19 protein-coding genes and 2 tRNA genes are annotated in these 24308 nt (G+C 61.1%); 7 read left to right on the top strand and 14 right to left on the bottom strand.

Annotation, left to right across the window (positions count from 1 at the left end; all coding sequences use genetic code 11):
- The first annotated feature begins 43 nt into the window (after window positions 1-43).
- On the top strand, window positions 44-553 hold the full coding sequence (gene seqA, locus I6L49_RS08580; RefSeq protein WP_005350541.1) for a replication initiation negative regulator SeqA: 510 nt from the start codon (window positions 44-46) through the stop codon (window positions 551-553).
- A gap of 58 nt (window positions 554-611) precedes the next feature.
- A complete protein-coding gene (pgm, locus tag I6L49_RS08575; RefSeq protein WP_216951245.1) occupies window positions 612-2276 on the top strand; it encodes a phosphoglucomutase (alpha-D-glucose-1,6-bisphosphate-dependent) in 1665 nt (554 codons plus the stop codon).
- An 86-nt stretch (window positions 2277-2362) separates the two neighbouring features.
- Here the strand turns inward: pgm and I6L49_RS08570 are convergent, their stop codons facing one another.
- On the bottom strand, window positions 2363-3244 hold the full coding sequence (locus I6L49_RS08570; RefSeq protein WP_216951243.1) for a DMT family transporter: 882 nt from the start codon (window positions 3242-3244) through the stop codon (window positions 2363-2365).
- A gap of 95 nt (window positions 3245-3339) precedes the next feature.
- Here I6L49_RS08570 and I6L49_RS08565 point away from each other — a divergent pair, with 95 nt between their 5' ends.
- The gene (locus tag I6L49_RS08565; RefSeq protein WP_216951241.1) at window positions 3340-3822 is read left to right on the top strand and encodes a MarR family winged helix-turn-helix transcriptional regulator; all 483 of its coding nucleotides are present in this window, start codon (window positions 3340-3342) and stop codon (window positions 3820-3822) included.
- Window positions 3823-3870: 48 nt separating this feature from the next.
- Here I6L49_RS08565 and mltB read toward each other — a convergent pair whose 3' ends face one another.
- The 10 genes from mltB to I6L49_RS08515 form a co-directional block, all read right to left on the bottom strand.
- Window positions 3871-4962 carry a lytic murein transglycosylase B gene (gene mltB / locus I6L49_RS08560; protein WP_216951239.1) on the bottom strand — a complete coding sequence of 364 codons (1092 nt, stop codon included), beginning with the start codon at window positions 4960-4962 and terminating at the stop codon, window positions 3871-3873.
- 132 nt (window positions 4963-5094) lie between these two features.
- Complete coding sequence (locus I6L49_RS08555; RefSeq protein ID WP_139406355.1) at window positions 5095-5709, bottom strand: CDP-alcohol phosphatidyltransferase family protein; 615 nt, start codon at window positions 5707-5709, stop codon at window positions 5095-5097.
- A gap of 14 nt (window positions 5710-5723) precedes the next feature.
- A complete protein-coding gene (locus I6L49_RS08550; protein ID WP_216951237.1) occupies window positions 5724-6374 on the bottom strand; it encodes an ATP-binding cassette domain-containing protein in 651 nt (216 codons plus the stop codon).
- A 23-nt stretch (window positions 6375-6397) separates the two neighbouring features.
- On the bottom strand, window positions 6398-8032 hold the full coding sequence (locus I6L49_RS08545) for an ABC transporter permease (protein ID WP_216951235.1): 1635 nt from the start codon (window positions 8030-8032) through the stop codon (window positions 6398-6400).
- Window positions 8033-8109: 77 nt separating this feature from the next.
- Entirely contained in the window at window positions 8110-9318 is a 1209-nt protein-coding gene (locus tag I6L49_RS08540; RefSeq protein WP_216951233.1) for an ABC transporter substrate-binding protein, read from the bottom strand.
- A gap of 17 nt (window positions 9319-9335) precedes the next feature.
- Window positions 9336-11489, bottom strand: coding sequence for an FAD-dependent oxidoreductase (locus I6L49_RS08535; protein WP_216951231.1), 2154 nt, complete (start codon window positions 11487-11489; stop codon window positions 9336-9338).
- The gene (locus tag I6L49_RS08530; protein WP_005344442.1) at window positions 11489-12070 is read right to left on the bottom strand and encodes a carboxymuconolactone decarboxylase family protein; all 582 of its coding nucleotides are present in this window, start codon (window positions 12068-12070) and stop codon (window positions 11489-11491) included. Before I6L49_RS08530 ends, I6L49_RS08535 begins: the two co-directional genes overlap by 1 nt.
- Window positions 12071-12095: 25 nt before the next feature.
- On the bottom strand, window positions 12096-12770 hold the full coding sequence (locus I6L49_RS08525; protein WP_139406362.1) for a DUF1499 domain-containing protein: 675 nt from the start codon (window positions 12768-12770) through the stop codon (window positions 12096-12098).
- A 178-nt stretch (window positions 12771-12948) separates the two neighbouring features.
- Window positions 12949-13227: a peptidylprolyl isomerase gene (locus I6L49_RS08520; protein WP_033136755.1), complete on the bottom strand. Its 279-nt coding sequence runs from the start codon at window positions 13225-13227 to the stop codon at window positions 12949-12951.
- A gap of 131 nt (window positions 13228-13358) precedes the next feature.
- Complete coding sequence (locus tag I6L49_RS08515; RefSeq protein ID WP_216951229.1) at window positions 13359-13733, bottom strand: hypothetical protein; 375 nt, start codon at window positions 13731-13733, stop codon at window positions 13359-13361.
- 514 nt (window positions 13734-14247) lie between these two features.
- Between I6L49_RS08515 and I6L49_RS08510 the strand changes: the two genes are divergently transcribed.
- Together I6L49_RS08510 and I6L49_RS08505 are read left to right on the top strand one after the other, a co-directional pair.
- The gene (locus I6L49_RS08510) at window positions 14248-16023 is read left to right on the top strand and encodes an autotransporter assembly complex family protein (RefSeq protein ID WP_216951228.1); all 1776 of its coding nucleotides are present in this window, start codon (window positions 14248-14250) and stop codon (window positions 16021-16023) included.
- Window positions 16024-16084: 61 nt separating this feature from the next.
- On the top strand, window positions 16085-19885 hold the full coding sequence (locus I6L49_RS08505) for a translocation/assembly module TamB domain-containing protein (RefSeq protein WP_216951226.1): 3801 nt from the start codon (window positions 16085-16087) through the stop codon (window positions 19883-19885).
- Between the two features lie 177 nt (window positions 19886-20062).
- On the opposite strand, the gene I6L49_RS08500 is transcribed toward I6L49_RS08505, so the two are convergent.
- Both I6L49_RS08500 and I6L49_RS08495 read right to left on the bottom strand, forming a co-directional pair.
- Window positions 20063-20147 (bottom strand) — tRNA-Tyr (locus I6L49_RS08500).
- A 34-nt stretch (window positions 20148-20181) separates the two neighbouring features.
- Window positions 20182-20266 (bottom strand) — tRNA-Tyr (locus I6L49_RS08495).
- A gap of 124 nt (window positions 20267-20390) precedes the next feature.
- On the opposite strand from I6L49_RS08495, the gene I6L49_RS08490 reads away from it, so the two are divergent.
- Window positions 20391-20900, top strand: coding sequence for a VC2046/SO_2500 family protein (locus tag I6L49_RS08490; RefSeq protein ID WP_216951224.1), 510 nt, complete (start codon window positions 20391-20393; stop codon window positions 20898-20900).
- A 111-nt stretch (window positions 20901-21011) separates the two neighbouring features.
- Here the strand turns inward: I6L49_RS08490 and raiA are convergent, their stop codons facing one another.
- Complete coding sequence (raiA, locus tag I6L49_RS08485; RefSeq protein ID WP_005334257.1) at window positions 21012-21350, bottom strand: ribosome-associated translation inhibitor RaiA; 339 nt, start codon at window positions 21348-21350, stop codon at window positions 21012-21014.
- Window positions 21351-21718: 368 nt separating this feature from the next.
- Here raiA and I6L49_RS08480 point away from each other — a divergent pair, with 368 nt between their 5' ends.
- A complete protein-coding gene (locus I6L49_RS08480; protein WP_128815547.1) occupies window positions 21719-24223 on the top strand; it encodes a bifunctional diguanylate cyclase/phosphodiesterase in 2505 nt (834 codons plus the stop codon).
- The last annotated feature ends 85 nt before the right edge of the window (window positions 24224-24308 follow it).

The following is a 24308-nucleotide window of genomic DNA, read 5'->3' as shown; positions in this document are numbered from 1 at the left end:
TATAATCGCCGCATCCGAATTTCGACGAGTCCAGCGCATCCCTATGAAAACCATCGAGCTTGATGACGATCTCTACTTCTATATCGCCAGCCAGACCCGGCACATTGGTGAGAGTGCCTCCGATATCCTGCGCCGTCTGCTGGAACAGCCTGCTCACCAACGTGTGCCGGTTGCCGAGCCCGTTGCTGTCGCGCAGCCCAGTACCGTAGCCACCCAACAAGGGCTGCAAGCCTTGCTCGATTCTGGTGAGCTGCAAAAAGAAGAGAAGTCCATCAACCGCTTCATGCTGGTGCTGAGTACCCTCTACCGGGATAACCCGGAAGGCTTTACCCAGGCCACCGAAATCAAGGGGCGCAAGCGCGTCTATTTCTCGCAGGATCCCGAGGCTCTGCGCGCCAGTGGTAGCACCACCAAGCCCAAGCCGGTACCGGAGACCCCGTTCTGGGTGATCACCAACACCAACACCAGCCGCAAGCAGAACATGGTTGCCCAGCTGATGGCCAGCATGGGCTATGGCGAAGAGGTGATCGCGCAGGTGTGTGGCGCCATTTAACGATTCTTCAAGACTCAGGCCTTGCCCGGCAAGGCCGCCATTACGCAAGGAAAACGCCATGGCTCAGCATTCCCACGCCGGTCAACCGGCCCGTTTAAGCGATCTGACCAACATCCCCCGTCTGGTCAGCGCCTACTACCTCAACAAGCCGGACATGAGCCGCCCCGAGCAGCGGGTTGCCTTCGGTACCTCCGGCCACCGTGGCAGCGCCCTGCACAATGCCTTTACCGAATCCCATATTCTGGCGGTGACCCAGGCGCTGGTGGAGTATCGCCAGCAGGCCGGCATCACGGGCCCGCTGTTTGTCGGCATGGATACCCACGCCCTGTCCGAATCCGCCTTTGCCAGCGCCGTCGAAGTGCTGGCGGCCAACGGCGTTGAAACTCGCATTCAAGCCGGTATGGGCTTTACCCCGACCCCGGTCATCTCCCACGCCATCCTGCGCTACAACTCTGGCAAAGAAGGGGCCAGCAAGCCTGCGGCTCGTGCCGACGGCGTGGTGATCACTCCGTCCCACAACCCGCCGGAAGACGGTGGCTTCAAATACAACCCGCCCCATGGTGGCCCCGCCGAAGGGGAGATCACCAAGTGGGTGGAGGATCGTGCCAACGCCATTCTGGAAGCGGGTCTGACTGGCGTGAAACGGATGCCGTTCGCCGAGGCGCTCAAGAGCCCGTTCGTAGTCGAGCACGACTATGTCACCCCCTATGTGGATGATCTGAAGAACGTGCTGGATATGGATGCCATCAAGAACGCGGGCATCAAGATCGGTGTCGATCCGCTGGGTGGCTCCGGCGTTGCCTACTGGGACGTCATCGCCAAGACCTACGGCCTTAACATCGAGGTGGTGAACTACAAGGTCGATCCGACCTTCTCCTTCATGACCCTGGATAAAGACGGCAAGATCCGGATGGACTGCTCCAGCCCGTTCGCCATGGCGAGCCTGATTGCCCTCAAGGACAAGTTCGATATCGCCCTTGGTAACGACCCTGACTACGATCGTCACGGCATCGTCACCAAGTCTGGCCTGATGAACCCGAACCACTATCTGGCGGTGGCAATCCAGTATCTGTTTACCCATCGCACCGGCTGGTCTGCGGATGCGGCCGTTGGCAAGACGCTGGTCTCTTCCTCCATGATCGACCGGGTTGCCGGCGAGATTGGCCGCACCCTGAAAGAGGTGCCGGTCGGCTTCAAGTGGTTTGTGGATGGCCTCTACAGCGGCGAGTTCGGCTTTGGCGGCGAAGAGAGCGCGGGCGCCTCCTTCCTGCGCAAAGATGGTACCGTCTGGACCACCGACAAGGATGGTTTCATTCTGGCGCTGCTGGCGGCGGAAATTCTGGCGGTGACCGGCAAGGATCCGCAGGCCCACTACGACGCACTGGAAGCCAAGTTTGGCCGCTCCAGCTATCGCCGTATCGACGCCCCGGCCAACAGCGCCCAGAAAGCTGTGCTCTCCAAGCTGGATCCTGCTCTGGTAGAAGCCTCCACCCTGGCCGGTGAGCCCATCATCGCCAAGCTGACCAAGGCGCCGGGCAACGATGCTGCCATCGGCGGTCTCAAGGTGGTGACCGAGAACGGCTGGTTCGCGGCGCGCCCCTCCGGCACCGAGTCCATCTACAAGATCTATATGGAGAGCTTCAAGGGCGACGCGCACCTCGACCTCATCCAGCAAGAGGCCCAGCAGATCGTCTCCGCGGCACTGGCCAAGGCCGGTGTATAAGCCACCTTCAAGTCACTGACCGCTGACTAAAAAGAGGAGCCGCAATGGCTCCTCTTGTTTATGCGCGGATTGAGGTGGTCTGGTGTTTACGCCTCGTTACAGATCCCTGTACTCGCTCGGCGGGCTTGCCAACGTTTGAAGAAGGGGCGTGCTGGCAGCTTCATCAGGAACAGGGAGAGCAGGATCACCCCGATGCCGATCCACTGGCTGACATCCAGGGTTTCACCCACCATCAATACCCCAAGCGACACAGCCATCATGGGATTGGTGAGGGCCTGCATGCCCATCACCTCCGGGCCGTGGTGCTTTAATCCCCACAACCAGGCCCAGTAGCCCAGCGCGGTGTTGAGCAGGATCAACCAGAGCAATCCCGGCGCACTGGCCGGATCCGGTAACGGCATTGGGCCAGCTAGCCACCAGGCGAGCGGGATCAGCATCAAGCCCCCAAGCAGCAATTGCCAGGCGGTCAGCGCCAGCAGATCGTTTACCGGCCAGTGGCGCATCCAGCGGCTGGATTGGCCGATCAGCACTGTGGCCAGCATGGCGCATGCAACTCCGACAGGATCCAGATTGGCAGAGGGGTTGAGCAGCAGTAATACCCCAGCCAACCCCATCAATCCCAGCAGTAGCCATTTCAGGCTCGGTCGTGTGCTATCTTGCAACCAGGCCAGTAGCATCAGCACCAGCGGCAGGGTGGCACCAAGTGTACCTGCTACTGCCCCCGGCAGCCGGAAGGCCGCCACAAACAGCAAAGCGAAGAAGGCGGCAATGTTGCAAAACGCCAACAGGAACTGCTTGCCCCAGGGCAGAGGCGGCATGCGCGGATGTAACAGTAACAAGAGCAGCCCAGCAGGCAGTGCCCGCCATACGGCAACCCAGTAGGGTGAGTAGTCAGTCAGGTAGAGGCTGACGACAGCATAGGTGCTGCCCCACAGCAGTGGAGCCAGCAAGGCGATCAGCATTGGCATTATTTATCTCTTTATGAAGTATCTTCAAGTAAAGATAAGTTAGCGCCAAATTGATTTATCATCAAGTATCTCGATATAAAGATAAGTAGTTGGCGATGGAATCAGATCATGTAGACCTGCTGCTGGCTCAGTGGGCCCGGCAGCGACCGGATCTCGACTGTTCTCCTATGGGGGTGCTGGGTCGGGTAGCCCGGATGGCGGCAATTGCCGGTCGTGAGGTGAATGAAGAGCTCAAGGAGTGCGGCTTGCTTGGCACGGACTTCGACATTTTGGCGACCCTGCGTCGGTCGGGTGAGCCACTGACGCCGACAGTGCTCTACCAATCGGCCATGTTGAGTTCGGGTGCCATGACGGCCCGGCTCGACAAGCTGGCCGAGCGGGGACTGATAGAGCGGCAAGCGGCGCCCAGCGATCGGCGCAGCCTGCTGGTCTGCCTCACCGAATCGGGCAAAGCGCTTATCGACCGGGCGGTTGAGCTGCACGTGGCCAACGAGCGTCGCCTGCTGGCGCCACTGACCGAGGCGGAGCAGGCTCAGTTAGCGGCACTGCTCAAACGCTGGTTGCTGGAAAACGAATAACAAAAACGGGCCAGCAGGCCCGTTTTTGTTGGCAAATCAGTACCTGACTCAGTAACCGCCTTTGGCCTCTTTCACCGCCAGACCCAGCTGCCACACCGCCATGGCGTAGTGGGTGCTGTGGTTGTAACGGGTGATGGTGTAGAAGTTGGGTAGGCCGTACCAGTATTGGTAGCCGGTGCCGACATCGAGGCGCAGCAGGCTCGACTCGCTGTGGTTGCCGAGGGTGCTGGTGGGCGTCAGCCCTGCGCGGCGCAGGGTGGCCACCGGGTAGCGGGTCTGGAAGCCATGCTCATAGCCGGGCAGTTGGCCCTGACCACGCACCGCCACCGGTTGCCCTTTCTCCCAGCCATGGGCCTTGAAGTAGTTGGCGACGCTGCCGATGGCATCCACCGGATCCCACAGGTTGGTGTGGCCGTTGCCGTCAAAGTCCACCGCATAGCGCTGGAAGCTGGAGGGCATAAACTGGCCGTAGCCCATGGCACCCGCATAGGAGCCCTTGGGTTCGGTGGGATCCATCCCCTCATCGCGGGTCATCACCAGGAAGGCTTCCAGCTCGCTGGTGAAGAATTCGGCGCGGCGCGGGTAATCAAACGCCAGGGTGGCCAGTGCATCCAGAATGCGGGTCTTGCCCATCACCCGGCCCCAGCGGGTCTCGACCCCGATAATGCCGACGATGATCTCGGGCGGCACCCCGTAGGTCTGCTCCGCCCGGTTCAGCTCGCTTGCGTATTCACGCCAGAAGTTGACGCCGTTCTGTACGTTGTCCGGGGTGATGAACTTGGCGCGATAGCGGTTCCAGGCACCGGTCGGGCCAGTGGGCTTGGCGGTGGTCGGCGCCTGGGCATCCATCAGGCGGATGATCCAGTCGTAACGCTCTGCCTGTGCCAGCACCTGATGCAGCTGGGCGTTGTCAAAACCGTGCTTCTCGACCATCTTCTGGACGAATCTGTCCACGTTTGGGCGATTGGCGAAGTCCCCCTTGCTAACCCCTTGTGTATAAACGGGTTTGCTCGATGGCGCCTGATTGATAAAGGCGCTCTTGGGCTGGGGGACGACCACGGGCTTTGGCGCAGGGGCGCTGCTGCAGCCACCGAGCAGGGGGAATAACGACAGAGTGAGAAGAGAGGCAAGGCGACGCATAGGGTTCTCAAAGAGACTGATAAAAGTGCCGTCATGGTAAAACATTGTCATCCCCGTGCAAGTGTTCCGTGTGCCTTGTTTGCCGCCAATTCATCGTGCGATGGATTAGCCCTCCGGTGAGGGCTGTGCTGTTTATGGCTGGGGGGGACGCAGGGTGTGGTAACCGCTCCAGAGCCGGGTCAGGGTGGTGATGGCGCAGAGCATTGCAAAGCCGTAGGCGAGCGGGGCGAAGGCGGTGGGCCACAGGCACATCAGCACAAAGAGGGCGATGGTCTCGCTCCCCTCGGTGAGGCCGCCCAGATAGTAGAGGGATTTGTGGTGGTAGACCGGATTGTCGATCCCCCGCTTGCCCGCCATGATGGCAAACGCCAGAAAGCTTGACCCTGTGCCCATAAAGGCAAACAGCAGGGTGGCGGCGGGTAGTGGATTGGCGGGGGCGGCGAGGGCAAAGCCCAGCACCACGGCGGCGTAGAAGATAAAATCCAGCGTGATGTCGAGAAAGCCGCCGCAGTCGGTGATGCCGGTTTCCCGCGCCACGGCGCCATCGAGCCCGTCCAGCAGCCGGTTGAGCAGGATGGCCGCGAGCGCCCACGGATAGCAGCCAAAGGCCAGTAGCGGCAGCGCCAGCATGCCGATGGCAAAGCCGGTGAGGCTCACCTGATTGGCACTGATCCCGGCGCGGCAGAGCGGCTTGGCGAGCTGGGTGAGGGGGCTGCGGATCACGGGGATCAGATGGCGATCAAACAAGGTGAACTCCTTGGTCAAAAACAGGATTCGGTGAGATTGAGTATGGTGCCCGGCGCATCCTCTTCGTCGTGGGTCACCAGAATCGCGGGGATGGCCAGCGTCTTGATCTGCGCGAATACCAGCTCGCGAAAGGCGGCCCGCAGTGGCTTGTCGAGGCGGGAGAAGGGCTCGTCCAGCAGCAGGGCATCGGGTTCCGCCAACAGCGCCCGCAGCAGACTGACCCGCGCTCGCTGACCCCCTGACAACAGTTGTGGCAGCTTGTCAGCCTGATCCGCCAGTGCGACTTGTGCCAATGCGGCCAGTGCTTTTTCCCGCCGAGCGTGTTTTCCCTTGATGGCCGCAGGCATACCGAACATCAGGTTCTCCGCCACCGTCAGATGGTCGAACAGCAGGTCATCCTGAAACAGCATGCCGATGCGCCGCGCTTGTGCAGGCAAGGTGTTGAGTGGTCGCTCGCCGAGCCTTATCTCCCCCTCCAGCCGGATCGGGCCATTTCCTGTCTGCGCGCCCGGCAGTACTCCGGCCAGCCCTGCCAGCAGGGAGCTTTTACCGCAACCGCTCGGCCCCATCAGGGTCAATACCTCGCCAGGGGCCACCTGCAGGGCAGGGAGCGAGAGCAGCGGATTTTCATCAAGGTAAAGTCGAAGAGGCGTGGTGCTCAGCATATGGCTGTTTCCATCATCAGAGTTCATCGTGAGCCACCCCCCTTGAGCGCCGGATTGATCCGCGCCGGCAGCCAGAGCGCCAGCAGATAGATAATGAGCGGCAGCAGCAGTTGCAGCAGACCGTATAGCCCCGCCAGTCGCCGGTTTAGGCCGCTGCCGATGGCCACCGCTTCGGTGGTGATGGTGACCACTCTGCCTGCGCCAAAGAGCAGGGTCGGCAGATATTGGGCCAAACTCACCGCCGCCCCGACGCTGAAGGCAAATAGCAGCGGGCGCACCAGCAGCGGCGCTTTCACTTGCCACCAGGCTCGCCATGGCGTTGCCCCCAGCAGCAGCGCGCTTTGGGTGATCCGTGGATCGAACTGGCGATAGGGGCCGTGCAGACACAAATAGACATAGGGAAAGACAAATAGCAGCTGGCTCCAGAGCACCCAGCCCCAGCCAATGCCGCTGCTTATCGAACCATGTGCAAGCCAGTCCACCCCGAGCCGGATACCAAACAGCAGGCTCGCCTGCGGCAGCAACAGCGGCAGGCAGATAAGCCAGAGCGGCCAGGGGCGGCGGCCGGCTTGTGCCTCCAGACTGCACACCGCCATCACCAGTGCCAGCAAGCCGCTCGCCAATGCAAGCAGTGCGCTGGTTGCCAGCAGCGGCAGCAGGGTTGGCAGCAGATCCAGCCAGTAGTGACCACTCCACTGACTGGGCCAGAGGGCGGGAAAGGGCCAGCGGCGCGCCAGCGACCAGAGCAGCAGCGCCGCCAGCACCGCCAGATTGAGGGTGATCAGAGTGAAGGCAGAGCCTGCTGCGAGCCGGTTGGCAAAGAAGTGGGGCGCCGCCCGTTTGCCATCGAGCCAGCAGCCTTTGCCCATCTCTTTATGAAGCCACTCCAGTAATCTGAGCAGAGCGATGAGCAACGCCGTGATGGCGAGCAAAAGCAGGGCGCCGCTGGCGGTGGCGCCGCGCCAGAGCAGATCCGGATCCTGATACCAAAGCCACAGCCGTACCGCCAGCGGGGCGGGGGCATCGGGCCCGAGCAGCTGGGCGAGATCCACCACCGCCACTCCGTAGGCCGCCACCGCATAGATGGGCAGGCGCAGGGCGGGCCAGAGTGCCGGTAGCAGCAGACGCCACCAGATCTGGGGGACACTGAAACCGAGGCTTGCCCCCAGCCACTGCTGGCGTGCCAGCTGGATGGGTTGCTGTGCGGCCATGGCCATCAGCAGCAAAAAGGGGGTCTCCTTGAAAACGAGCAGTGCAATCAGCCCGAGCCCCCAAGGGTCACGAATGGTCTGCCAGTCGGGGGGGAGATCAAACCCCGTTAGAGCTGGCGAGACGAGCCGCAGCAGCCAGCCGGAGGGGGCGAGCAGAAAGGCAAAACCGATGGCAAAGGCGACGTGGGGCATGGCCAGCATGGGCGAGAGCAGACGACGGAGCAGCCCGAAAGCCCGGCTGTCGCTGTGGGCCAGCAGCAGGGCGGTCAACAGCAGACTACCGAGGGTTGAGGCGGCGCCAATCCACAGACTCAGTGCCGCTGAGTGCCAAAGACCGGGTTGGGCGAGCAGCAAGGCGAGATGAGAGGCGGTCATCCCCTCCGCCAGCAGTTGCCACAGCCCCGCCAGCAGAGGGATGACGAAGATCGCCAGATAAATGACCGCCATCCCCACATTCATACTGGGGTGGCGTGTCAAGCGGCGCCACGGTCGGGAGCAGGAATGCGGGTGACCAGCGGCACTCATCAGTGACCGTAACGCTCGGCCCAGGTGGCTTCGAGCCTGAGCTGCCAGCTGGGGTGAGGCTCGGCTACCGCCTTGAAGCGCAGTGCCGGTTGCCCTTTGGCGGGATCAGGCAGCGCATCGGCCCGCAGCACGCTGGGATCACCCCAGAAGGCCGGATTGGCCTTGCGCGCCTGCGCCGCCGGGCTCAGCAGGAAGTTGGCCACCACCTTGGCACCCGCACGGGCACTGGCGTTGAAGGGGATGGCGAGAAAATGGCTGTTGGTGAGCGCCCCTTTCTCCATGGCTACCGCTTCCACGCTGGGGGGCAGGGCGCCAATCTGGGCGGCGCTCTGCGCCTCCTGCGGGTTGAAGCTGATGGCCATGGCCAGTTCGCCATCATCGAGCAGCTGGCGGGTTTCGGCGGCGCTGGTGGGGAACAGCTTGCCCTTGCGCCAGAGTGCCGGGTGCAGCTCATCGAGCCAGGCCCAGAGCGGTGCTGTGAGCTTGGTAAAGTCGCTCTCGGTCGCCTCCCGATAGAGGGGGGCGGGATCCGGGGTCAACTCCAGCAGGATCTGCTTGAGAAAACTGGAGCCATGGAACTGGGGCGGTTTCGGATAGGTGAAGCGACCGGGATGGGCCTTGGCCCACGCCAGCAGGGCTGCAGCCGAGGTGGGTGGGCTGGTGACCTCTTCGGTATCGACCATCAGATTGAGCTGACCGATGCCCCAGGGGGCCTCCAGTCCCTCCACCGGCAAGGTGAAGTCCTCACTCACCGGCAGGGTGCTGTCGACCAGCGCCATGTTGGGCAGCTCCTGAGTAAAGGGTGCGCCAAGCAGTCCCTGCTCCTTGAGCGCCTTGAAGTTCTCGCCATTGACCCAGAGCAGATCGATGGGGCCGCCAGCTTGCTTGCCCGCCTGCTTGTTGGCAAGCAGCTGGCTGACGCTTTGGGCGATATCGTCCACCTTCACCTGCACCAGCTTGACCTGATAGTCGCGCGCCAGCTCCTGCCCGGCCCACACCAGATAGGCGTTGATCTCCGGGCTGCCGCCCCAGGCGTTGAAGTAGACGGTCTGCCCCTTCGCCTCCTCAAGGGTCTGTTGCCAATGGTCATCAGGGCTGGCTAACAGCGGGCCGCTGGCCAGCAGTGGCAGGGCGCACAGCAGGGCGTTTAGCCGCTGCTTGAGTTGAGAGTTCAGGCGTGAGCTGATCTGTGAGAATGGCTTGAGCATAAACGTTTCCCTGATTGTCAGGCGCCACGGCGCCAGCGGTGATAACTAGCCAGCAGGGTCAGCACCCGGGTGGGCTGGTGGGCCCGTTTCCATTCACCCGCCACATATTTGTTCCCCTCCATCAGGGTGGGATAGGCGTGAATGGTGCCGAGGATCTTGCCAAGGCCGAGGTGGTGACGCATGGCGAGTACGAACTCGGCAATTCGCTCACCGGCGTGAGTGCCCACTATGGTGGCGCCAAGGATAGTATCCTTGCCCGGCACGGTCAGCACCTCGACAAAACCGTGGCGCTCCCCATCGGCAATGGCTCTGTCCAGCTCGGCCAGCTCGAAGCGGGTCGCCTCGAAGGGGATCCCCTGCGCTTCGGCCTCCTTGCGATTGAGGCCAACCCGGGCAATCTCCGGCGTGGTGTAGGTGGCCGCCGGAATGACCCGATAGTCGGCCCGAAAGCGCTTGAACTGGCCAAACAGGGCATTGACCGCCGCGTACCAGGCCTGATGGGCGGCAAAGTGGGTGAACTGGTAAGGGCCCGCTACGTCTCCCACCGCCAGTATGCTGGGGAAGTTGGTGGCAAGGAAGCTATCGACCGCTATGGTGCCGCGGGGGGCCAGCTCGACCCCTAACGCTTCGAGCCCGAAGCCGCTCACATTGGCGACCCGTCCCAGTGCCAGCAGCAGTTGATCCCCTTCCACCACCTGTGTCTCATCGCCCCGGCGCAGTTGCAGCTGGATGGGGAGATCCCCCTCGGCTGCGGGCAGATAGTCGGCTCGTTCGGCGCGCCAGCCGGTGAGTAGCTGCACGCCATCGCGGCTCATCTGGCCGGCCAGGGCGTCGGCTACCTCTCTCTCTTCGCGGGGCAGCAGTTGCTCCGAGAGTTCCACTAAGGTCACGGGAATGCCGAGCAGGGCGAAGCTCTGGGCCAGCTCGCAGCCAATGGGGCCGCCGCCCAGCACCAGCAGGCGGCGCGGCGGGGTGCGCAGCTGCCAGAGACTATCCGAGGTGAGGTAAGGCACCTGATCCAGCCCCGGCAGCTTGGGCACCAGCGGCCGGGCGCCGGTGGCGATAACGATATGGCGGCTGGCAAGGCGCTGGCCGTTAACCTCCACCTCCCAGGGAGAGACCAGCCGCGCCTCTCCTTCGATGCACTCCACTCCAAGCCCCTGATAGCGCTCGATGGAGTCGTGTGGCTCGACCTCCTTGATAACCTCCGCTACCCGCTCCATCACGGCGGTAAAATCGGCGCGGGAGTGGCTTGGGCTAAAGCCCAGCTCGTCGGCTTTACGCTGCTCTGCGGCAAAGCGGGCGCTTCGGATCAGCGCCTTGGAGGGGACGCAACCGCTGTTGAGGCAATCGCCCCCCATCTTGTGTTTCTCGATGAGCGCCACCTTGGCCTTCACCGCTGCCGCGATATAGCTGGTGACCAGCCCACCTGCACCGGCACCGATCACCAGCAGGTTGTAGTCGTAGCGAGCGGGTTTGCGGTAGGGGGAGAGCAAGCGGCGCAGCGCGAGCTTGTCGGTCAATTTCTTGACCAGCCAGGGCATCAGCCCCAGCAGGGTCAACGCGACCATCAGGCCGGGGGAGAGAATATTGCCGGTGCTGGTTAACTGGCCAAGCTCGCTGCCCGCCAGCACATAGACGAAGGTGCCGGGCAACATGCCAAGCTGGCTGACCCAGTAGTAGGTGCTGACTCTGATGGGGGTGAGCCCCATCAGCAGATTGACCAGAAAGAAGGGGAAGATGGGGATGAGGCGCAGGCTCAGCAGATAGAAGGCCCCCTCCTTCGCCATGCCGGACTGAAAGGTGGCCAGCTTGTCGCCAAAGCGGGCGGTGACCCAGTCGCGCAGCAGAAAACGAGCGCTGAGAAAGGCCAGGGTTGCGCCTATGGTGCTGGCAAAGGAGACCAGCAGCAGCCCCCAGGCGACGCCGAACACTGCGCTACCACCCAGGGTGAGCAGGCTGGCGCCGGGCAGGGAGAGGGCGGTGCTCAGCACATAGATAAGCACGAACAGCAGGCTGGCCGAGACAAAGTGACTGTCGACCCATTGCGCCACTGCCGCCTGCTGGGCCTGCAAGGCGTCCAGAGTGAGGTAACGGCCAAGATCGAGGGCAAAAAAGGTGCCGATAAGGCTCCCCATCACCAGTGCAAGCAGCAGGCGGGTCCGGTTCATCAGGCGTCCTTGCTGTCTGGCTGGGCAGGGCGTTCCGGTTGCACAGGCAGCTGGCAGAAGCCCTGCGGTGCGATATCGAGGGCGGCGTTGAACTTGGCCGACATGTTCTGGAAGGCGATAAGGCCGGTCAGCTCCACCATGGCATCGTCATCGAACCAGGGCTTGAGGCGGGCCGCCTGTTCATCGCTCACCCCATCGAGGCCAGTCATCGCTTCGGTGTAGTCGAGCACCGCTTTTTCCCGCTCGTCAAACAAGGAGCTTTCGCGCCAGTTGGCCAGCGCCTCCACCTTCTCGCTGGAGCCGGCTCTCTTTACCAGGGTCATGGCGTTGATGTCGACGCAAAAACGACACCAGTTGAGCTGGGAGACCCGCACCGTCACCAGCGAGCGCAGCACGGGATCGATGGGGGAGCGCTTGCGGTTGATGACCCCGTAGAGGGTGGCGACGGCGGCAAAGAGGCGCGGCGAGCGGCCCCAGCACTTGCCCGGAATAAGCACCTGACCATAGTTGCGCTTTTGCAGCCAGAAAAAGGGGCGGATAAACCAGGCATATTCCCGGTCGGGTTTGACCTCAACGCGCATCAGTTACCTTCTTGTTGTTTCACTCTTACGGTTTCAAATTGGGTTTGTAGGCTTGGCCCAACCGCTCGTTCAGGCGGGTCAGGAAATCCTCGATCCGCGCCCGGTTGGTGCCCAGATCGCTTTGCCCCTGACGGGAGGCTGATCGCATATCGATGCGGGTCTCTTTGGGGCCGGCAAAGACCCGCAGCGCCACATCATCCTGAAAGCCGAACCAGCCGGTGGTGACCACTGCATCCAGGCCATCCGGGCTGGGTCGTATCTGCCAGCCCAGCTCCTGCATCAGCTCGTTGGCTTCAATCAGCACTTCGGCAGGAGAGGCCCTGGTAAAGAGAGGACCGGGTTTTGCCTCAACTGCTTTCAGCGGTGCGCTATTTATTGGCAGATCCTGCGCCGTTCTCAGCTCTGCCGCCCAGCGTAGCTGGGGGGGATTGTAGGGATCTGTGCTCACATCGTTGATCAGCGGCATGCGCAGCGCCTGCAGCACAAAGGTCAGCGGTAGCAGCAGTGGCAAGGCGCCAAGGCCGCTGGCATAGCGGTTGCGGCTCCAGGGCAGGCGTACCAGCAAGATCAGGGAGACAAGGGCTCCGATGAGACAGATCGCAAAACCTATCCACCAGGGCCAGAGATGAAAGCGGCTGCCGAGGGCGCCAGCGAGCGGGAGTAACCAGGCCAGCAGGGGCCACAAGCAAGAGCGGGGCATAGCACGGGATCCATCGTCGAATGTGGACAATGCCGAGAAGGATAAACTTAATTGCCTGATAACGTTAGTAAATTGATGAGAGTTTGGCGTGGTTTTGGCCAGTTTTGCGAGGGAATGCAGAGGGAGGTGAAGCCCGCCTGACGGGAGCTTCACCGAGAGAATGGTCAGTTGCGATGACTTAGTTGCGATAGAGCACTTTGATCAGATGAAAACCGAACTTGGTGCGCACCGGCCCCAGCACCTTGAGCAGTTCGCCTTTGAATACCGCATCGTCGAAGGGCTTGACCATATCCCCTTTATTGAACTCCCCCAGATCGCCGCTGCGTTTTGAAGAGGCGCAGGTGGAGAAGCGCTTGGCCATCTGGCCGAAGTCGGCTCCCTTCTCGATCTTCTCCTTGATCTCCAGACACTGTTTTTCGGTCTTGACCAGAATGTGCTGGGCACAGGCTTTTTTCATCGGGGCGCTCCTGGGAGTGATGGCGAAGGTTGTTAACGCCAAGAGTGGTAGCAAATGGGGGCGCAAGAGTACCCCAATTTGCCACCGGCGTCAGCCATCACCCCGCCATTTACCGGCGTTCGTCAGCCCTGTTACTGGCGAGCGCGGGTGGCCAGCACGGCGCGGGGACGCGCTTGCCAGATGATCTCCAGCCCGAGCAGGGCGTAGAGGCTCCAGATGGCCAGCGGATTGAGCCACTCTCCCCCCAGTTGCAGGGTCATCAGAGCGCAACCTGCCAGCAGCAAGGTGAGCCCCGGCAGCCGCCAGTGGGCGGGCAGGGGGGCCAGCATCGCCATCGCCAGCAAAATGCCGAGGCCAAACGGCAGGTTCAGGGCGGTAAAGGCCAGCGCCTGTTGGCCACTCATGCCGGTCAGCAGGGCCAGCAGGGCACTGCAACAGGCGAGAAAGGTGATGAACTCGAGACGATCGGCAATATAGTCAGCCATCTGTTCGCTACGTGCATGCATGATGTGTCTCCTTCAGTTGATGGTTCAAGTGTGAGGGAGGGGCGCTTGCAAAGGCAGCGGGATAATTCGATTGCGCTGAACGAGCAATTCTTAATCACCCGCTACGGCGGGCTTTGGTGTGTGCCGGGCCAGTTAAACGGTGAGGGTGGGGCGATGCCGACAAACTCTGTCGTGGTGGGTTTCTGGTGGTAAAGAGAGGGGGAGAGGTGACAAATGGTGCCTGACGACGAAGTGAACCTTGTTCAGGGCGGGTCAGCTCGCCCTCATCGGTAAAGCGGGCGTCGTCATTGTCACCAAAATGTGTGATTTGTGGTCAACCTCTTAAAAGATATGGCGAATTTGCCAATGGCACCACGCTGTCGCTTGCCGATGCCTATGTTAGGATAAGGTTCGCCATTTTTCTGGCGCGCATTTTTGTGTCACGGCCATGCCCTGCATGCCGTGCTGCGCCGCATTCGGGGTTGGCCCGAAAGGGCGCTGGTTTCCTTCACCACAGATTCAGGAATATTGACCTTTGACAGGATGCATTTCATCCCTGCTGGCAGGGCGTTCACTGTCTGGCGCTGCGTTTCACCGCGGCCTGCGGGTTCTGGGGGTGGGCCTGTTGCTGTCGCTGCTGGCTTCGCCCGCGTTTGCCGCCAAGCTCACCTATCAGGTCAAGGGGTTGAAAGGGGAGAACAAGGATAACGTTGAAGCCTACCTCAATGCCCTGCCTGTCTATCAGGAGCGGCAATACCGCCCGGCTCGCGCCAAAATCACCGAGAGCGTGCAAAAGGCGCTGCAGGTTTATGGCTACTACCAGCCGAAAATCACCCTGAGTCGCGACAAGAAAACCCCGTCCAAAGTGGTGATTGAGGTGGATAAAGGGGAGCCGGTCATCGTCTCCCGCCTCGATATTCTGCTGGAGGGGGATGCGGGCAGCGACGAGCTCTACAGCGCCCTGCTGGACAAGTTGCCCCTCAAAGAAGGTGAGCCCCTCAATCACGCCAAATATGAATCCATCAAGGCGGATCTGGGCAGCCTTGGGCTGGCCCGCGGTTACTTTGATGCCAAGCTGAGCAAGAGTCAGGTCAAGGTGTTCCCGGACAAGGGGACGGCAGAGATCTTTATTCTGTTCGAATCGGGCCATCGCTACCGTTTTGGCGAGATCCGCTACGATGCCACTCCCGAAGCGCTTCACCTTATTCGCCCGCTTATCAACATCAAGAGCGGCGACCCCTATCTCGCCATCCGTCTGGCCGAGATGTCGCAGGATGTCTCCTCCACCAAGCTGTTCCGTCAGGTCGATATCAAGCCGGTATTGAGCGAGGCGAGCAACTATCGGGTGCCCATCGCGGTGACGCTGGATAACCGGGTCGATCACGAAATCGAGACCGGTATCGGTTACGCCACTGACGTAGGCCCGCGGATGAGTGCCACCTGGGAGAAACCCTGGGTCAACCGCTATGGTCATCGTCTGTTTGCCACCGCCAAGGTGTCGGCGCCGGAGGCAGAGCTCAGCTTCGACTATCAGATCCCGGTGGGCAACCCGCTGCGGGACTACTACTCCATCCAGACCGGCTACCAGTACAAGGACAACAACGATACCCGCTCCGATCTCACTACCATCGGTGTGCACCGCTGGACGCGACGGCCGGAGAGCTGGGATCGGGACGTCTTTATCCGGCTGGAGAACGAGATCTATACCCAGGGTGCCGACGAGGGGAACAGCTTGCTGCTGATCCCCGGGGTCTCCTGGTCCCGACTGCGGGTGCGCGGCACCCTGGTGCCCGATTGGGGGGATCGCCAGCAGCTGACGCTGGAGTTCTCCGATCCCAGATGGGGTTCTGACATCAGCTTTATGCGGGTGTGGGGGCGCAGCAAGTGGCTGCGAACTCTTGGCGATAACCACAGATTCCTGATGCGGGCCGAGCAGGGGGCCATCATAGGTGACAGCTTCTCGCTGGTGCCGCCGTCTTTGCGCTTCTTTACCGGTGGCGATCAGACGGTGCGCGGCTTTGGTTACGAGAGCATCTCCCCCACCGGGCCGGATGGCAAGCTGACCGGTGGTCGTTACACCAGCGTGGCCAGTCTGGAATACAACTACCGCTTCAGCGAGAAGTGGCTGGGGGCCATGTTTGTGGATGGCGGTACCTCCACCACCGATTACAGTGAGCCCTGGAAAATAGGTACCGGCGTCGGTGTGCGCTGGGTCACCCCCATCGGTCAGGTCAGGCTGGATCTGGCGGTCGGGGTATCGGAGGAGGACAAGCCCTTGCGGCTGCATTTCGCATTGGGGCCTGAATTATGATGTTGTCTAAACGCTTTTTTCTTTGGCCGCTGCGGCTGTATCTTGCGCGGGGGTCTGCATTGTGATCTGGCTAAAACGTATTTTTCTCTGGCTGATGGGGCTGGTGTTCCTGCTGCTCATCGGCGTCAGCCTGCTGGGCTTTACCCATCAGGGCAACAAGTGGTTGTGGCAACAGGCCAAGGGAGCGCTGCCTTCTCTCAAGGGGGAGCTGGTGGCCGGTCAGCTTGGCTACGGCTGGACCCTGGAAGGGGCCGGCTGGCAGGATGATCTGGTGGATGTCACGGTCGATCGCGCCGTGCTCGACTGGGATCTCGGCAAGTTGCTGCAGGGCAAGCTCTGGATAAAATCCTTGGCGGTGACCCATCCGGTGGTCAAGGTAGCCGACTCCGAGCCTGCGCCGGAAGAGCCTTCCGAACCCTTTGTCTGGCGCCCGCTGCCACTCAAGATCCAGGTCGACAGCCTCAAGGTAGCCGATCTCGATCTGGCAGTGCCCGGCGTGGCCGTGACCCTGGGGTCCCTCGATATCGGCGCCACCCTCAACCGCAAGGGGCTGATTGTACGCGGCCCGGTGCTCGATAACCTGAAGGTGACGCTGGATGACGCGGCACCCTCCAACACAGCCAAATCTGCCAAGCAGCCGGCCGCTAACGAGAAGCAAGCCGGAACTGCGGTGGCGCGCAACGACAAGGCCAGCGCCAAGATCCCCAAACAGGGCAAAGGGACGCCAGCTGCAAATACGGCAAAGGCTGCCCCCATTCTCCTGCCCGCCATTCATCTTCCTTTCCCCATCCAGCTGGAAGGGGTCAGCGCGACCCGGGTGCAATATAAGCAGGGCGAGCTGATCGAAGGGCTCGACAAGCTGCTGCTGTCGGCCACTGCCGCCGACGATCGCATCGAAGTGCGCGAGCTCTCGCTGCGCCACGCCATGGCCGATCTGGCGCTCAAGGGGCACATCCAGCTCAGTGACGACTACCCGCTGGCGGTGACGCTGGATGCCAAGGCCCGCAAGGGGCTGCTGGATGGCGAGCTGCAGGGTGAGCAGGCCACGCTGGCGCTGAGCGGTTCGGTCGGCAAGCTGGGGCTGGCGTTGTCGGCCAAGGGGCCGGTCGCCGCCAATCTCAAGGGCTCGCTGGCCGCCCTCGACCCGGATCTGCCTTTTGATCTGGCCCTCGACTGGAAGAGCCTCGGCTGGCCTCTTCACAAGCCTGCCAAAGATGAGCCGAGCTATCGGCTGGACAAAGGGAGCCTGACTGCCAAGGGCAAGCTCTCCGGCTACCAGTTTGCCCTCAATACCTCCGGCAAGGGGACCGATGTCCCACCCTTCAAGCTTACGCTGGACGGCAAGGGGGATCTGGAGCGGCTCAGCAAGATCGCCTTGCAGCTCAATGCCCTCAAGGGGGAGCTGAAGCTCGATGGCAAGCTCGCCTGGAACAAGGGGATCGAGTGGCAGGGAACCACCCTGTTCAAGGGGATCAATCCGGCCGAGCTGCTGCCCGAGCTGAAAGGGACGCTGGCCGGTGAGCTGGAGAGCCGTTTCGTGATGAACGAAGCGGGCCACTGGGAGCTGAAACTGCCCAAGCTCAAGGTAGATGGCAAGCTCAACCAGTACCCGTTGGCCCTCAAGGGGGAGCTTAGCGGCAACGACAAGATGGAGTGGCAGATCCCGGCGCTCTCGCTGCAAAGTGGCCCCAACCAGTTGCAGGCCAAGGGCAGCATCAGCACTGCCCAATGGAAGCTCGATGCCAACCTGCAGGCTCCCCAGCTGGGGGGTATCTATCCCGGCCTGAAAGGGGATATCAAGGGACAGGTGAAGGTCAGTGGCAATCAGCAGACGCCAAAAATCGATGCGGATCTCGCCTCCGAGCGGCTCTACTATGCCGGCACCGACCTGAAGGGTATTAGTCTCAAGGGCAATGCGGTGATCGGCGCCAAACCGGCCGGTGAGTTCGCGTTGTTGGTGGCGCAGCTGAAACAGGGCGAAACCAAGCTCAGCCAGCTGGCCCTGAACCTCAGCGGCGATATCAGTCAGCATCTGTTGACCCTGACCATGAAGGGTGACCCTGTTGCCGCCAACCTCAAACTGGGTGGCGGCGTGCGGGGGGATCACTGGCGCGGGGCGCTCTCCGAGTTGCGGCTGAAAACCCCGCTGCGCCGTTGGGACTTGAGCTCCCCGTGGGCGCTAGATCTCGATCTGCCGCGTCAGCGGCTGGCGATGGGGGATCTCTGCCTCGGCTCCCAGGGGGCCAGCCTCTGCGTCAAGGGGAGTCAGGTCTCCGCTGCCCAGGGCACTCTGGAGTTTGCCCTGAGCGAGTTTGATCTCAAGCGGCTACGCCCCTGGTTGCCGGACAACTTCCGCTGGCAGGCGATGCTCTCGGCCGATGGCCGCGCCAGCTGGCGTGGCAATCAGCCGACCCTGCATGCGGTGGTACGCACCACGCCGGGCTCTTTTGTGGCCGATGGTCTCAAGACCGACTATCAGCAGCTGGCTCTGGCCCTGGATTTCGAGCGGCAGCAGGCGGCCATTCGCCTCGATTTTGCCTCCAAGCAGATCGGCAATATCGATACCGACCTGCTGATCAGGGAGCCCGCCGGTCACGGTCTGCTCGGCGGTCAGCTCAAGTTTGACGATCTCAAGCTCAATACCTTTGCGCCGCTCATCCCTGAGGTGCGCTCTCTGCAAGGGATCATCTCCGCCGATGCCCGCTTCGACGGTACGCTGGCGGCGCCCCTGCTGTTTGGTCAGCTCAACCTGCGTGACGGTGAAGTGCAGACTCACTCCGACATGGTGACCCTGACCAAGCTGGTGACCCGCCTCAAGATTGAAGGCAACCGCGCCGAGCTGGATGGTTCCATGCTGGTTGGCAAGGGGCCGCTGGCACTGGGAGGCTGGCTCAGCTGGGCCAAGATGCCGGTCAGTGGCAGCCTCACCATTCAGGGCAAGGATCTGGAGGCGCAATATCCGGGCATGGGCCGGGTCAGAGTCTCGCCCGATATCGCGGTGTCGCTGGGGGAGGAGACCCGGATTACCGGTCAGGTGGATATTCCCTGGGCGCGCATTCTGGTCAAGAGTCTGCCGGATTCGGCGGTGGCGGTCTCCGACGATGTGACTGTGGTCTATGACGATCTGCCCCCTGCTCCCAAGCAGGCAAGTCTGCCGCTGGCGATGAAGGTGGCGATCCGCCTTGGCAACGATGTGAAGCTCGATGCCATGGGGTTGAAGACAGATGTCTCCGGCGGTCTCAATATCCGTCAGGATCCCGAGAAACCGCTGGCAGGCAACGGCCAGCTGGTGCTGACCAACGGCCGCTTCAAGGCTTACGGTCAGAACCTTATCATCAAGGAGGGGCGGATCCTCTTCTCCGGTCCGCTGGATCGGCCGTTCCTCAACATCGAGGCTAACCGGGATCCCGATACCATCGAAGGTCAGGTGACGGTCGGGGTGCGGGTGACCGGCCCTGCCAGCAAGCCGGAGATCACTGTCTACTCCGAACCGCAGATGGCGCAGTCGGAACAGCTCTCCTATCTGCTGCGCGGCAAAGGGTTGCAGACTGGCGGTGAGGATGGCGGTTTCAACGGTCTGCTGGTGGCCGGAGCGGTGAGTCAGGCGAATGGCGTGGTGTCGAGCATCGGCGAGTCGCTGGGGATGAGCGATGTCTCCCTCGATACCGCGGGCAGTGGTGACAACACCCAGGTGACTCTGTCGGCCTATCTGCTGCCGGGTTTGCAGTTCCAGTACGGGGTCGGGGTCTTCAGTCCCATCGCCGAATTCAAGCTGCGCTACGAGGTATTGCCACGGCTCTATCTGCAGGCGATGAGCGGAGTGGCCCAGGCGGTCGATATCTTCTATCGCTTTACTCTGTAACGCTTCATCCCGTAACAGGGCTGATATGAACGTAAACGGGAGGCGCAGGCCTCCCGTTTTTTTATTGCGCGATCGGCTGCAGGTAAATGGCGATAAGAGACTGGAGTGCAGAGGGAGAATGGATTGCTGCGGGCTATAAATGCGAAAACCCGGCGCCAAGCCGGGTTTTCTGAATGATGGTGGAGGGAGAAGGATTCGAACCTTCGAAGGCAGAGCCGTCAGATTTACAGTCTGATCCCTTTGGCCGCTCGGGAACCCCTCCACGGGGTATTGCTTTCAAATTGTCGCACTTGAAATGGTGGAGGGAGAAGGATTCGAACCTTCGAAGGCAGAGCCGTCAGATTTACAGTCTGATCCCTTTGGCCGCTCGGGAACCCCTCCACAAGTGCGAGGCGCATACTAACAGATCTTCCGGTTTTGTGAACCCCCAAGCAGGATTTTTCCATTAAAAGAATTGGATTTGTGGCCGATAACCAGTGAAATCGCCATTTTCGAGAGTTATCTCATGCTGCCCAGTTCAATCCGTAATCACCTGCTCGTTGATGAGGGCCAGTTGGGGCAGCGCCTCAACCGTGACCTGCAGCATGGCGATCGCGCTGATTTCCGGTTGCATCTGGCCCTGCTGACCGACGCGGTGGAGGAGCAGCCCTGGTTTGATGCCAAACCGGCGGCCACTCCCCAGAGCCGTGACTGGCGTCTGCACTTTGCGCTGAGACCGGCAGAGGTGCTGGTGGCTGAAGGGGTTGGGAGTGACTGCAGTGCCATCAATGAGCGGCTGCAGCAGGGGGGAAGCATGGTGGATGTGCGGCTCTGGCTGGCGCTGCAAACACCGCCGCTGGCGGTCAAACAGCCACTGCTGGATGAGGCTGTCTACGACAACCTGTCACCGCTGGCGCGGGAGCGGTTGCAAGGAAAGCTGGCCGATATGCCGAGGCAGGAAGATCCGCTGGTATTGCTGCCGATCCTCGACCGTTTGCAAGAGGGGGTGGATACCCGGTTGCACTGGCTCAGTTGATGGCGCCTGTTCACTGGTGTAATGCTGTGCTTGTCGGCAAATCACAGGCAACAAAAAGGCGGGTGACCCCGCCTTTATGCTCTTTGGAATTTTTAGCCTTGCGGCATGCTATCAAGCGTCAGCTTCATCCGGTTGCGGCTGCTCTTTGAGCGCGGCATTGGCACGACGGGCAATCGGCTTTTCGGTGTGACGGTTGAGTTGGCGCTCCAGTTTTTGCCCCAGTTCGTTGATGGCGGCGTAGAGATCCTCATGCTCTGCCTGGGCAAACAGTTTGCCGTTGGGGATGCCAGCACTGGCTTCGACAGTGAACATCAGACGCTCTTTGGAAACAATCACATGGGGTGTGATGAGAGGCACCTGAAGACGTTCGAGCTTTTCAAAACGGGATTCGATGCGCTCGCGGATAGCCGGGGTGATGTCGATGATTTTGCTGGTAATTTCGATTTTCATATTGGCCCCCTTCGGGTCGTCTTGCTTGTGTCTTCACCTTCAGATTACTCATTGGTAAAGATTGGAGTGTGATCCATGTCACATAACCTTCCCTTGGCTATTCAGCAACTTATAAATTGTGATCTTTTCCGGTTTCGTGCCAAAAACAGCTTGAGCTCCATGAAACTGGCAGGCAGTATGACGGGAATAGGATCGTTTCTGTCCCTTCTTGGCAGCACTTCGTGTCGACCTCATGTCCGGTTTCCACTGCTTGATATCGCATGTTTGTACTCTTCCCTCGCAACCTCTGATCTGATGAGCGGATGCAGGGGGCGTTGCTATGCCTGATTGGACATCAAACGTGGTTGGTTGTTGTGTTGGAGTGGTAAATGAAGCAGCAGGCCACGCAAGTCATGTGGTTTTTCGATCGGCAACATGATCAGTGGAGTCTCTCTGATCAGGGGGCCTACCAGCAGTGGCAAGGGGAGGGCAATCATCCCTGGGCCGCTCGCCTGTTACCGGAAGATGAGGCTGGCTTTGCCGATTTTCTTGTCCGGCTTCATGAATCACATCTGCCTGAACAGTTCATCGGTCATCTGAAAGATGATCAGGGGCAGCTCAACCATGTGCTCTGGAGCGGCCAGTTTGTGCCCACCCAGCAGATCTGCTGTGGCTGGCTGGCCCCTCTTGATACCGCCAACAGTGCAGTATCCTCTCTCAACCTCTCTTTGCCGTTGCTGCAAACCACCCTGCTCACCCAGTTGGCGCAGGCGCTATCTGCCCGCACCGGGCTCGATTTCTTCAATACCCTGGTCAGCCAGCTGGCCCATATCCTCAAGGTGGATGCGGTCTGGGTGGGTGAGTTGTGCGGTGCAGATCGGGTCAAAGTGCTGGCTGCCGACGGGCTGGCGCTGAAGGACTATCCGCTGGCGGGCTCCCCCTGTCAGGAGCTCTACAAGCAAGGGGCCATCTGTTTCGAGGTTATCGACGAGTCGCAGGAGTATCAACCCTGGCTGGCGGCCGGGCAGACTTATTATGGTCAGCCGCTGTTTGATGCCAGAGGCCAACTTCTGGGCCATCTGGCGCTGCTCTATTCGGCCCCGGCAGATACCAGCAACCTCACCTCGGTGCTCAATACCTTCTCGGTACGGATGGTGGCCGAGCTGGAGCGTCTGCAATCCGATGCCCAGATGCGCCTCTCTGCCGTTGCATTCGAGACCCACGAAGGGATCATCATTACGGATCCGGGGTTCAAGATCCTGCGGGTCAACAACGCCTTCAGCCAGATCACCGGCTTTGACAGCCAGTCGGTGCTGGGCCTGCATCTGGAAGAGGATCTCTGGCCCAATCTGGGGGGGCTCGGCTACGAGCTCAATACCCTCAGTCGCTGGCAGGGGGAGACCCAGCGTCGCCATGTCGATGGTCACACCTATCCCCAGTGGGAGATAGTGACGCCGGTGCAGGACGAGAAGGGGGTGATCAGCCACTTTGTCATCTGCTTCGAGGATATCTCCGAGCGCAAGGCGGCCGAGCGACGCATTCAGGATCTCGCCTATTACGACGAGCTGACCGGATTGCCCAATCGCCGTCAGCTCCACGAGACTCTGGTGCAGACCTTCAACGAGGCGACCCGCGATGGCTTGATTGGCGCGCTGCTCTTTATCGATCTCGATCACTTCAAGACCATCAACGACTCCCTCGGCCACGCTACCGGTGACTGGCTGCTCAAGGAGGTCGCCGCCCGTCTCAAACGGTTGGTGAGACAGGGGGATTGTCTGGCCCGCCTCGGCGGTGACGAGTTTGTGCTGTTGCTGCCATCGCTCTCGGCGAGCCCGCCCCAGGCTGAGATGCAGGCCGATATCATTGCCGAACGGCTTATCACCGAGATTGCCGCTCCTTATACCTATGTGGGGCAGGTGTTGCACATCGGCGCCAGTGTCGGTATTACCCTGTTTCCGGATCGGGAGCAGGGGGTCGATGATCTGCTCAAGCAGGCAGATACCGCCATGTATCAGGCCAAGTCCGCTGGCCGCAAGACCCGTCGCTTCTTCGATGCCTCGATGCAGCAGCAGGCGGATCGCCGTCTGCTCATTCACAACGAACTGCGTAACGCCCTCAGCCAGCAAGAGCTGACCCTCTACTATCAGCCCCAGCATATGGTCGATGGCGGCGATATCATTGGTGTCGAGGCGCTTATTCGCTGGCAGCCGGCCGGTCGCTCGCTGGTCTCGCCGGCCGAATTTATTCCCATCGCCGAGGAAACGGACCTGATTGTCGATATCGGCAACTGGGTGCTGCACGAGGCGTGCGCCCAGTATGTGCTGTGGGAGGAGAACGGCATCCACATTCCGCAGATCTCGGTCAACGTCAGTGCCAAGCAGTTCCATGCCACCGATTTTGTCGAGCGGATCCACGATGTGTTGGCGCAAACCGGCATGGATCCGGCCTGCCTCAATCTGGAGATCACCGAGTCCGTGGTGCTGGGCCATGCCGAGGACACCATCAGCAAGATGACCGAGCTCAAGGAGCTCGGCATCAGCTTTGCCATCGATGATTTTGGCGCCGGTTACTCCTCCCTGAGCTACCTCAAGCGGCTGCCTGCCGATGAGCTCAAGATCGACCGCTCCTTCATTCAGGACATCCCGAAAGATGGCGACAACATGGCCATCGTCGAGGCGGTGATCGCCATGGCGCGACATATGGGGTTCAACGTCACGGCGGAAGGGGTGGAGTCCCGTCAGCAACTGGAGTTTCTCAAGGCGCAGGGGTGCAGTTTCTATCAGGGCTATCTCGCCTCCAAGCCGCTGCCGGTGCCCTATCTGGAGAAATATGTACAGCGGCTGACCAGACCGGAACAACTGCGTGAAATGCAGCTGAGCGAGGCAGAAAAATAGTCCCTGCTCCCCGCTGTAGCGCTGCCCGGCAACGGGTAGAATGAGAGGCAGTAGACCCACCGCCACCGGGCGGTGTATTGCCCTC

The organism is Aeromonas sp. FDAARGOS 1419, assembly GCF_019047045.1.
Classification (GTDB): domain Bacteria; phylum Pseudomonadota; class Gammaproteobacteria; order Enterobacterales; family Aeromonadaceae; genus Aeromonas; species Aeromonas veronii.
The sequence above is the reverse complement of the archived record's forward strand: the minus strand, read 5'-3'. Positions and strand labels throughout refer to the sequence as shown.

Excerpts from the sequence above, each read along its gene's own strand:
- I6L49_RS08545 (WP_216951235.1), bottom strand. The coding sequence starts at position 8,032 with ATGGCGGTCATTTATCTGGCGATCTTCGTCATCCCTCTGCTGGCGGGG.
- pgm (WP_216951245.1), top strand. The coding sequence starts at position 612 with ATGGCTCAGCATTCCCACGCCGGTCAACCGGCCCGTTTAAGCGATCTG.
- mltB (WP_216951239.1), bottom strand. The coding sequence starts at position 4,962 with ATGCGTCGCCTTGCCTCTCTTCTCACTCTGTCGTTATTCCCCCTGCTC.
- I6L49_RS08570 (WP_216951243.1), bottom strand. The coding sequence starts at position 3,244 with ATGCCAATGCTGATCGCCTTGCTGGCTCCACTGCTGTGGGGCAGCACC.
- raiA (WP_005334257.1), bottom strand. The coding sequence starts at position 21,350 with ATGAAAATCGAAATTACCAGCAAAATCATCGACATCACCCCGGCTATC.
- I6L49_RS08490 (WP_216951224.1), top strand. The coding sequence starts at position 20,391 with ATGCTGCCCAGTTCAATCCGTAATCACCTGCTCGTTGATGAGGGCCAG.
- I6L49_RS08565 (WP_216951241.1), top strand. The coding sequence starts at position 3,340 with ATGGAATCAGATCATGTAGACCTGCTGCTGGCTCAGTGGGCCCGGCAG.
- I6L49_RS08480 (WP_128815547.1), top strand. The coding sequence starts at position 21,719 with ATGAAGCAGCAGGCCACGCAAGTCATGTGGTTTTTCGATCGGCAACAT.
- I6L49_RS08520 (WP_033136755.1), bottom strand. The coding sequence starts at position 13,227 with ATGAAAAAAGCCTGTGCCCAGCACATTCTGGTCAAGACCGAAAAACAG.
- I6L49_RS08530 (WP_005344442.1), bottom strand. The coding sequence starts at position 12,070 with ATGCGCGTTGAGGTCAAACCCGACCGGGAATATGCCTGGTTTATCCGC.
- I6L49_RS08535 (WP_216951231.1), bottom strand. The coding sequence starts at position 11,489 with ATGAACCGGACCCGCCTGCTGCTTGCACTGGTGATGGGGAGCCTTATC.
- I6L49_RS08550 (WP_216951237.1), bottom strand. The coding sequence starts at position 6,374 with ATGCTGAGCACCACGCCTCTTCGACTTTACCTTGATGAAAATCCGCTG.
- I6L49_RS08525 (WP_139406362.1), bottom strand. The coding sequence starts at position 12,770 with ATGCCCCGCTCTTGCTTGTGGCCCCTGCTGGCCTGGTTACTCCCGCTC.
- I6L49_RS08515 (WP_216951229.1), bottom strand. The coding sequence starts at position 13,733 with ATGCATGCACGTAGCGAACAGATGGCTGACTATATTGCCGATCGTCTC.
- seqA (WP_005350541.1), top strand. The coding sequence starts at position 44 with ATGAAAACCATCGAGCTTGATGACGATCTCTACTTCTATATCGCCAGC.
- I6L49_RS08540 (WP_216951233.1), bottom strand. The coding sequence starts at position 9,318 with ATGCTCAAGCCATTCTCACAGATCAGCTCACGCCTGAACTCTCAACTC.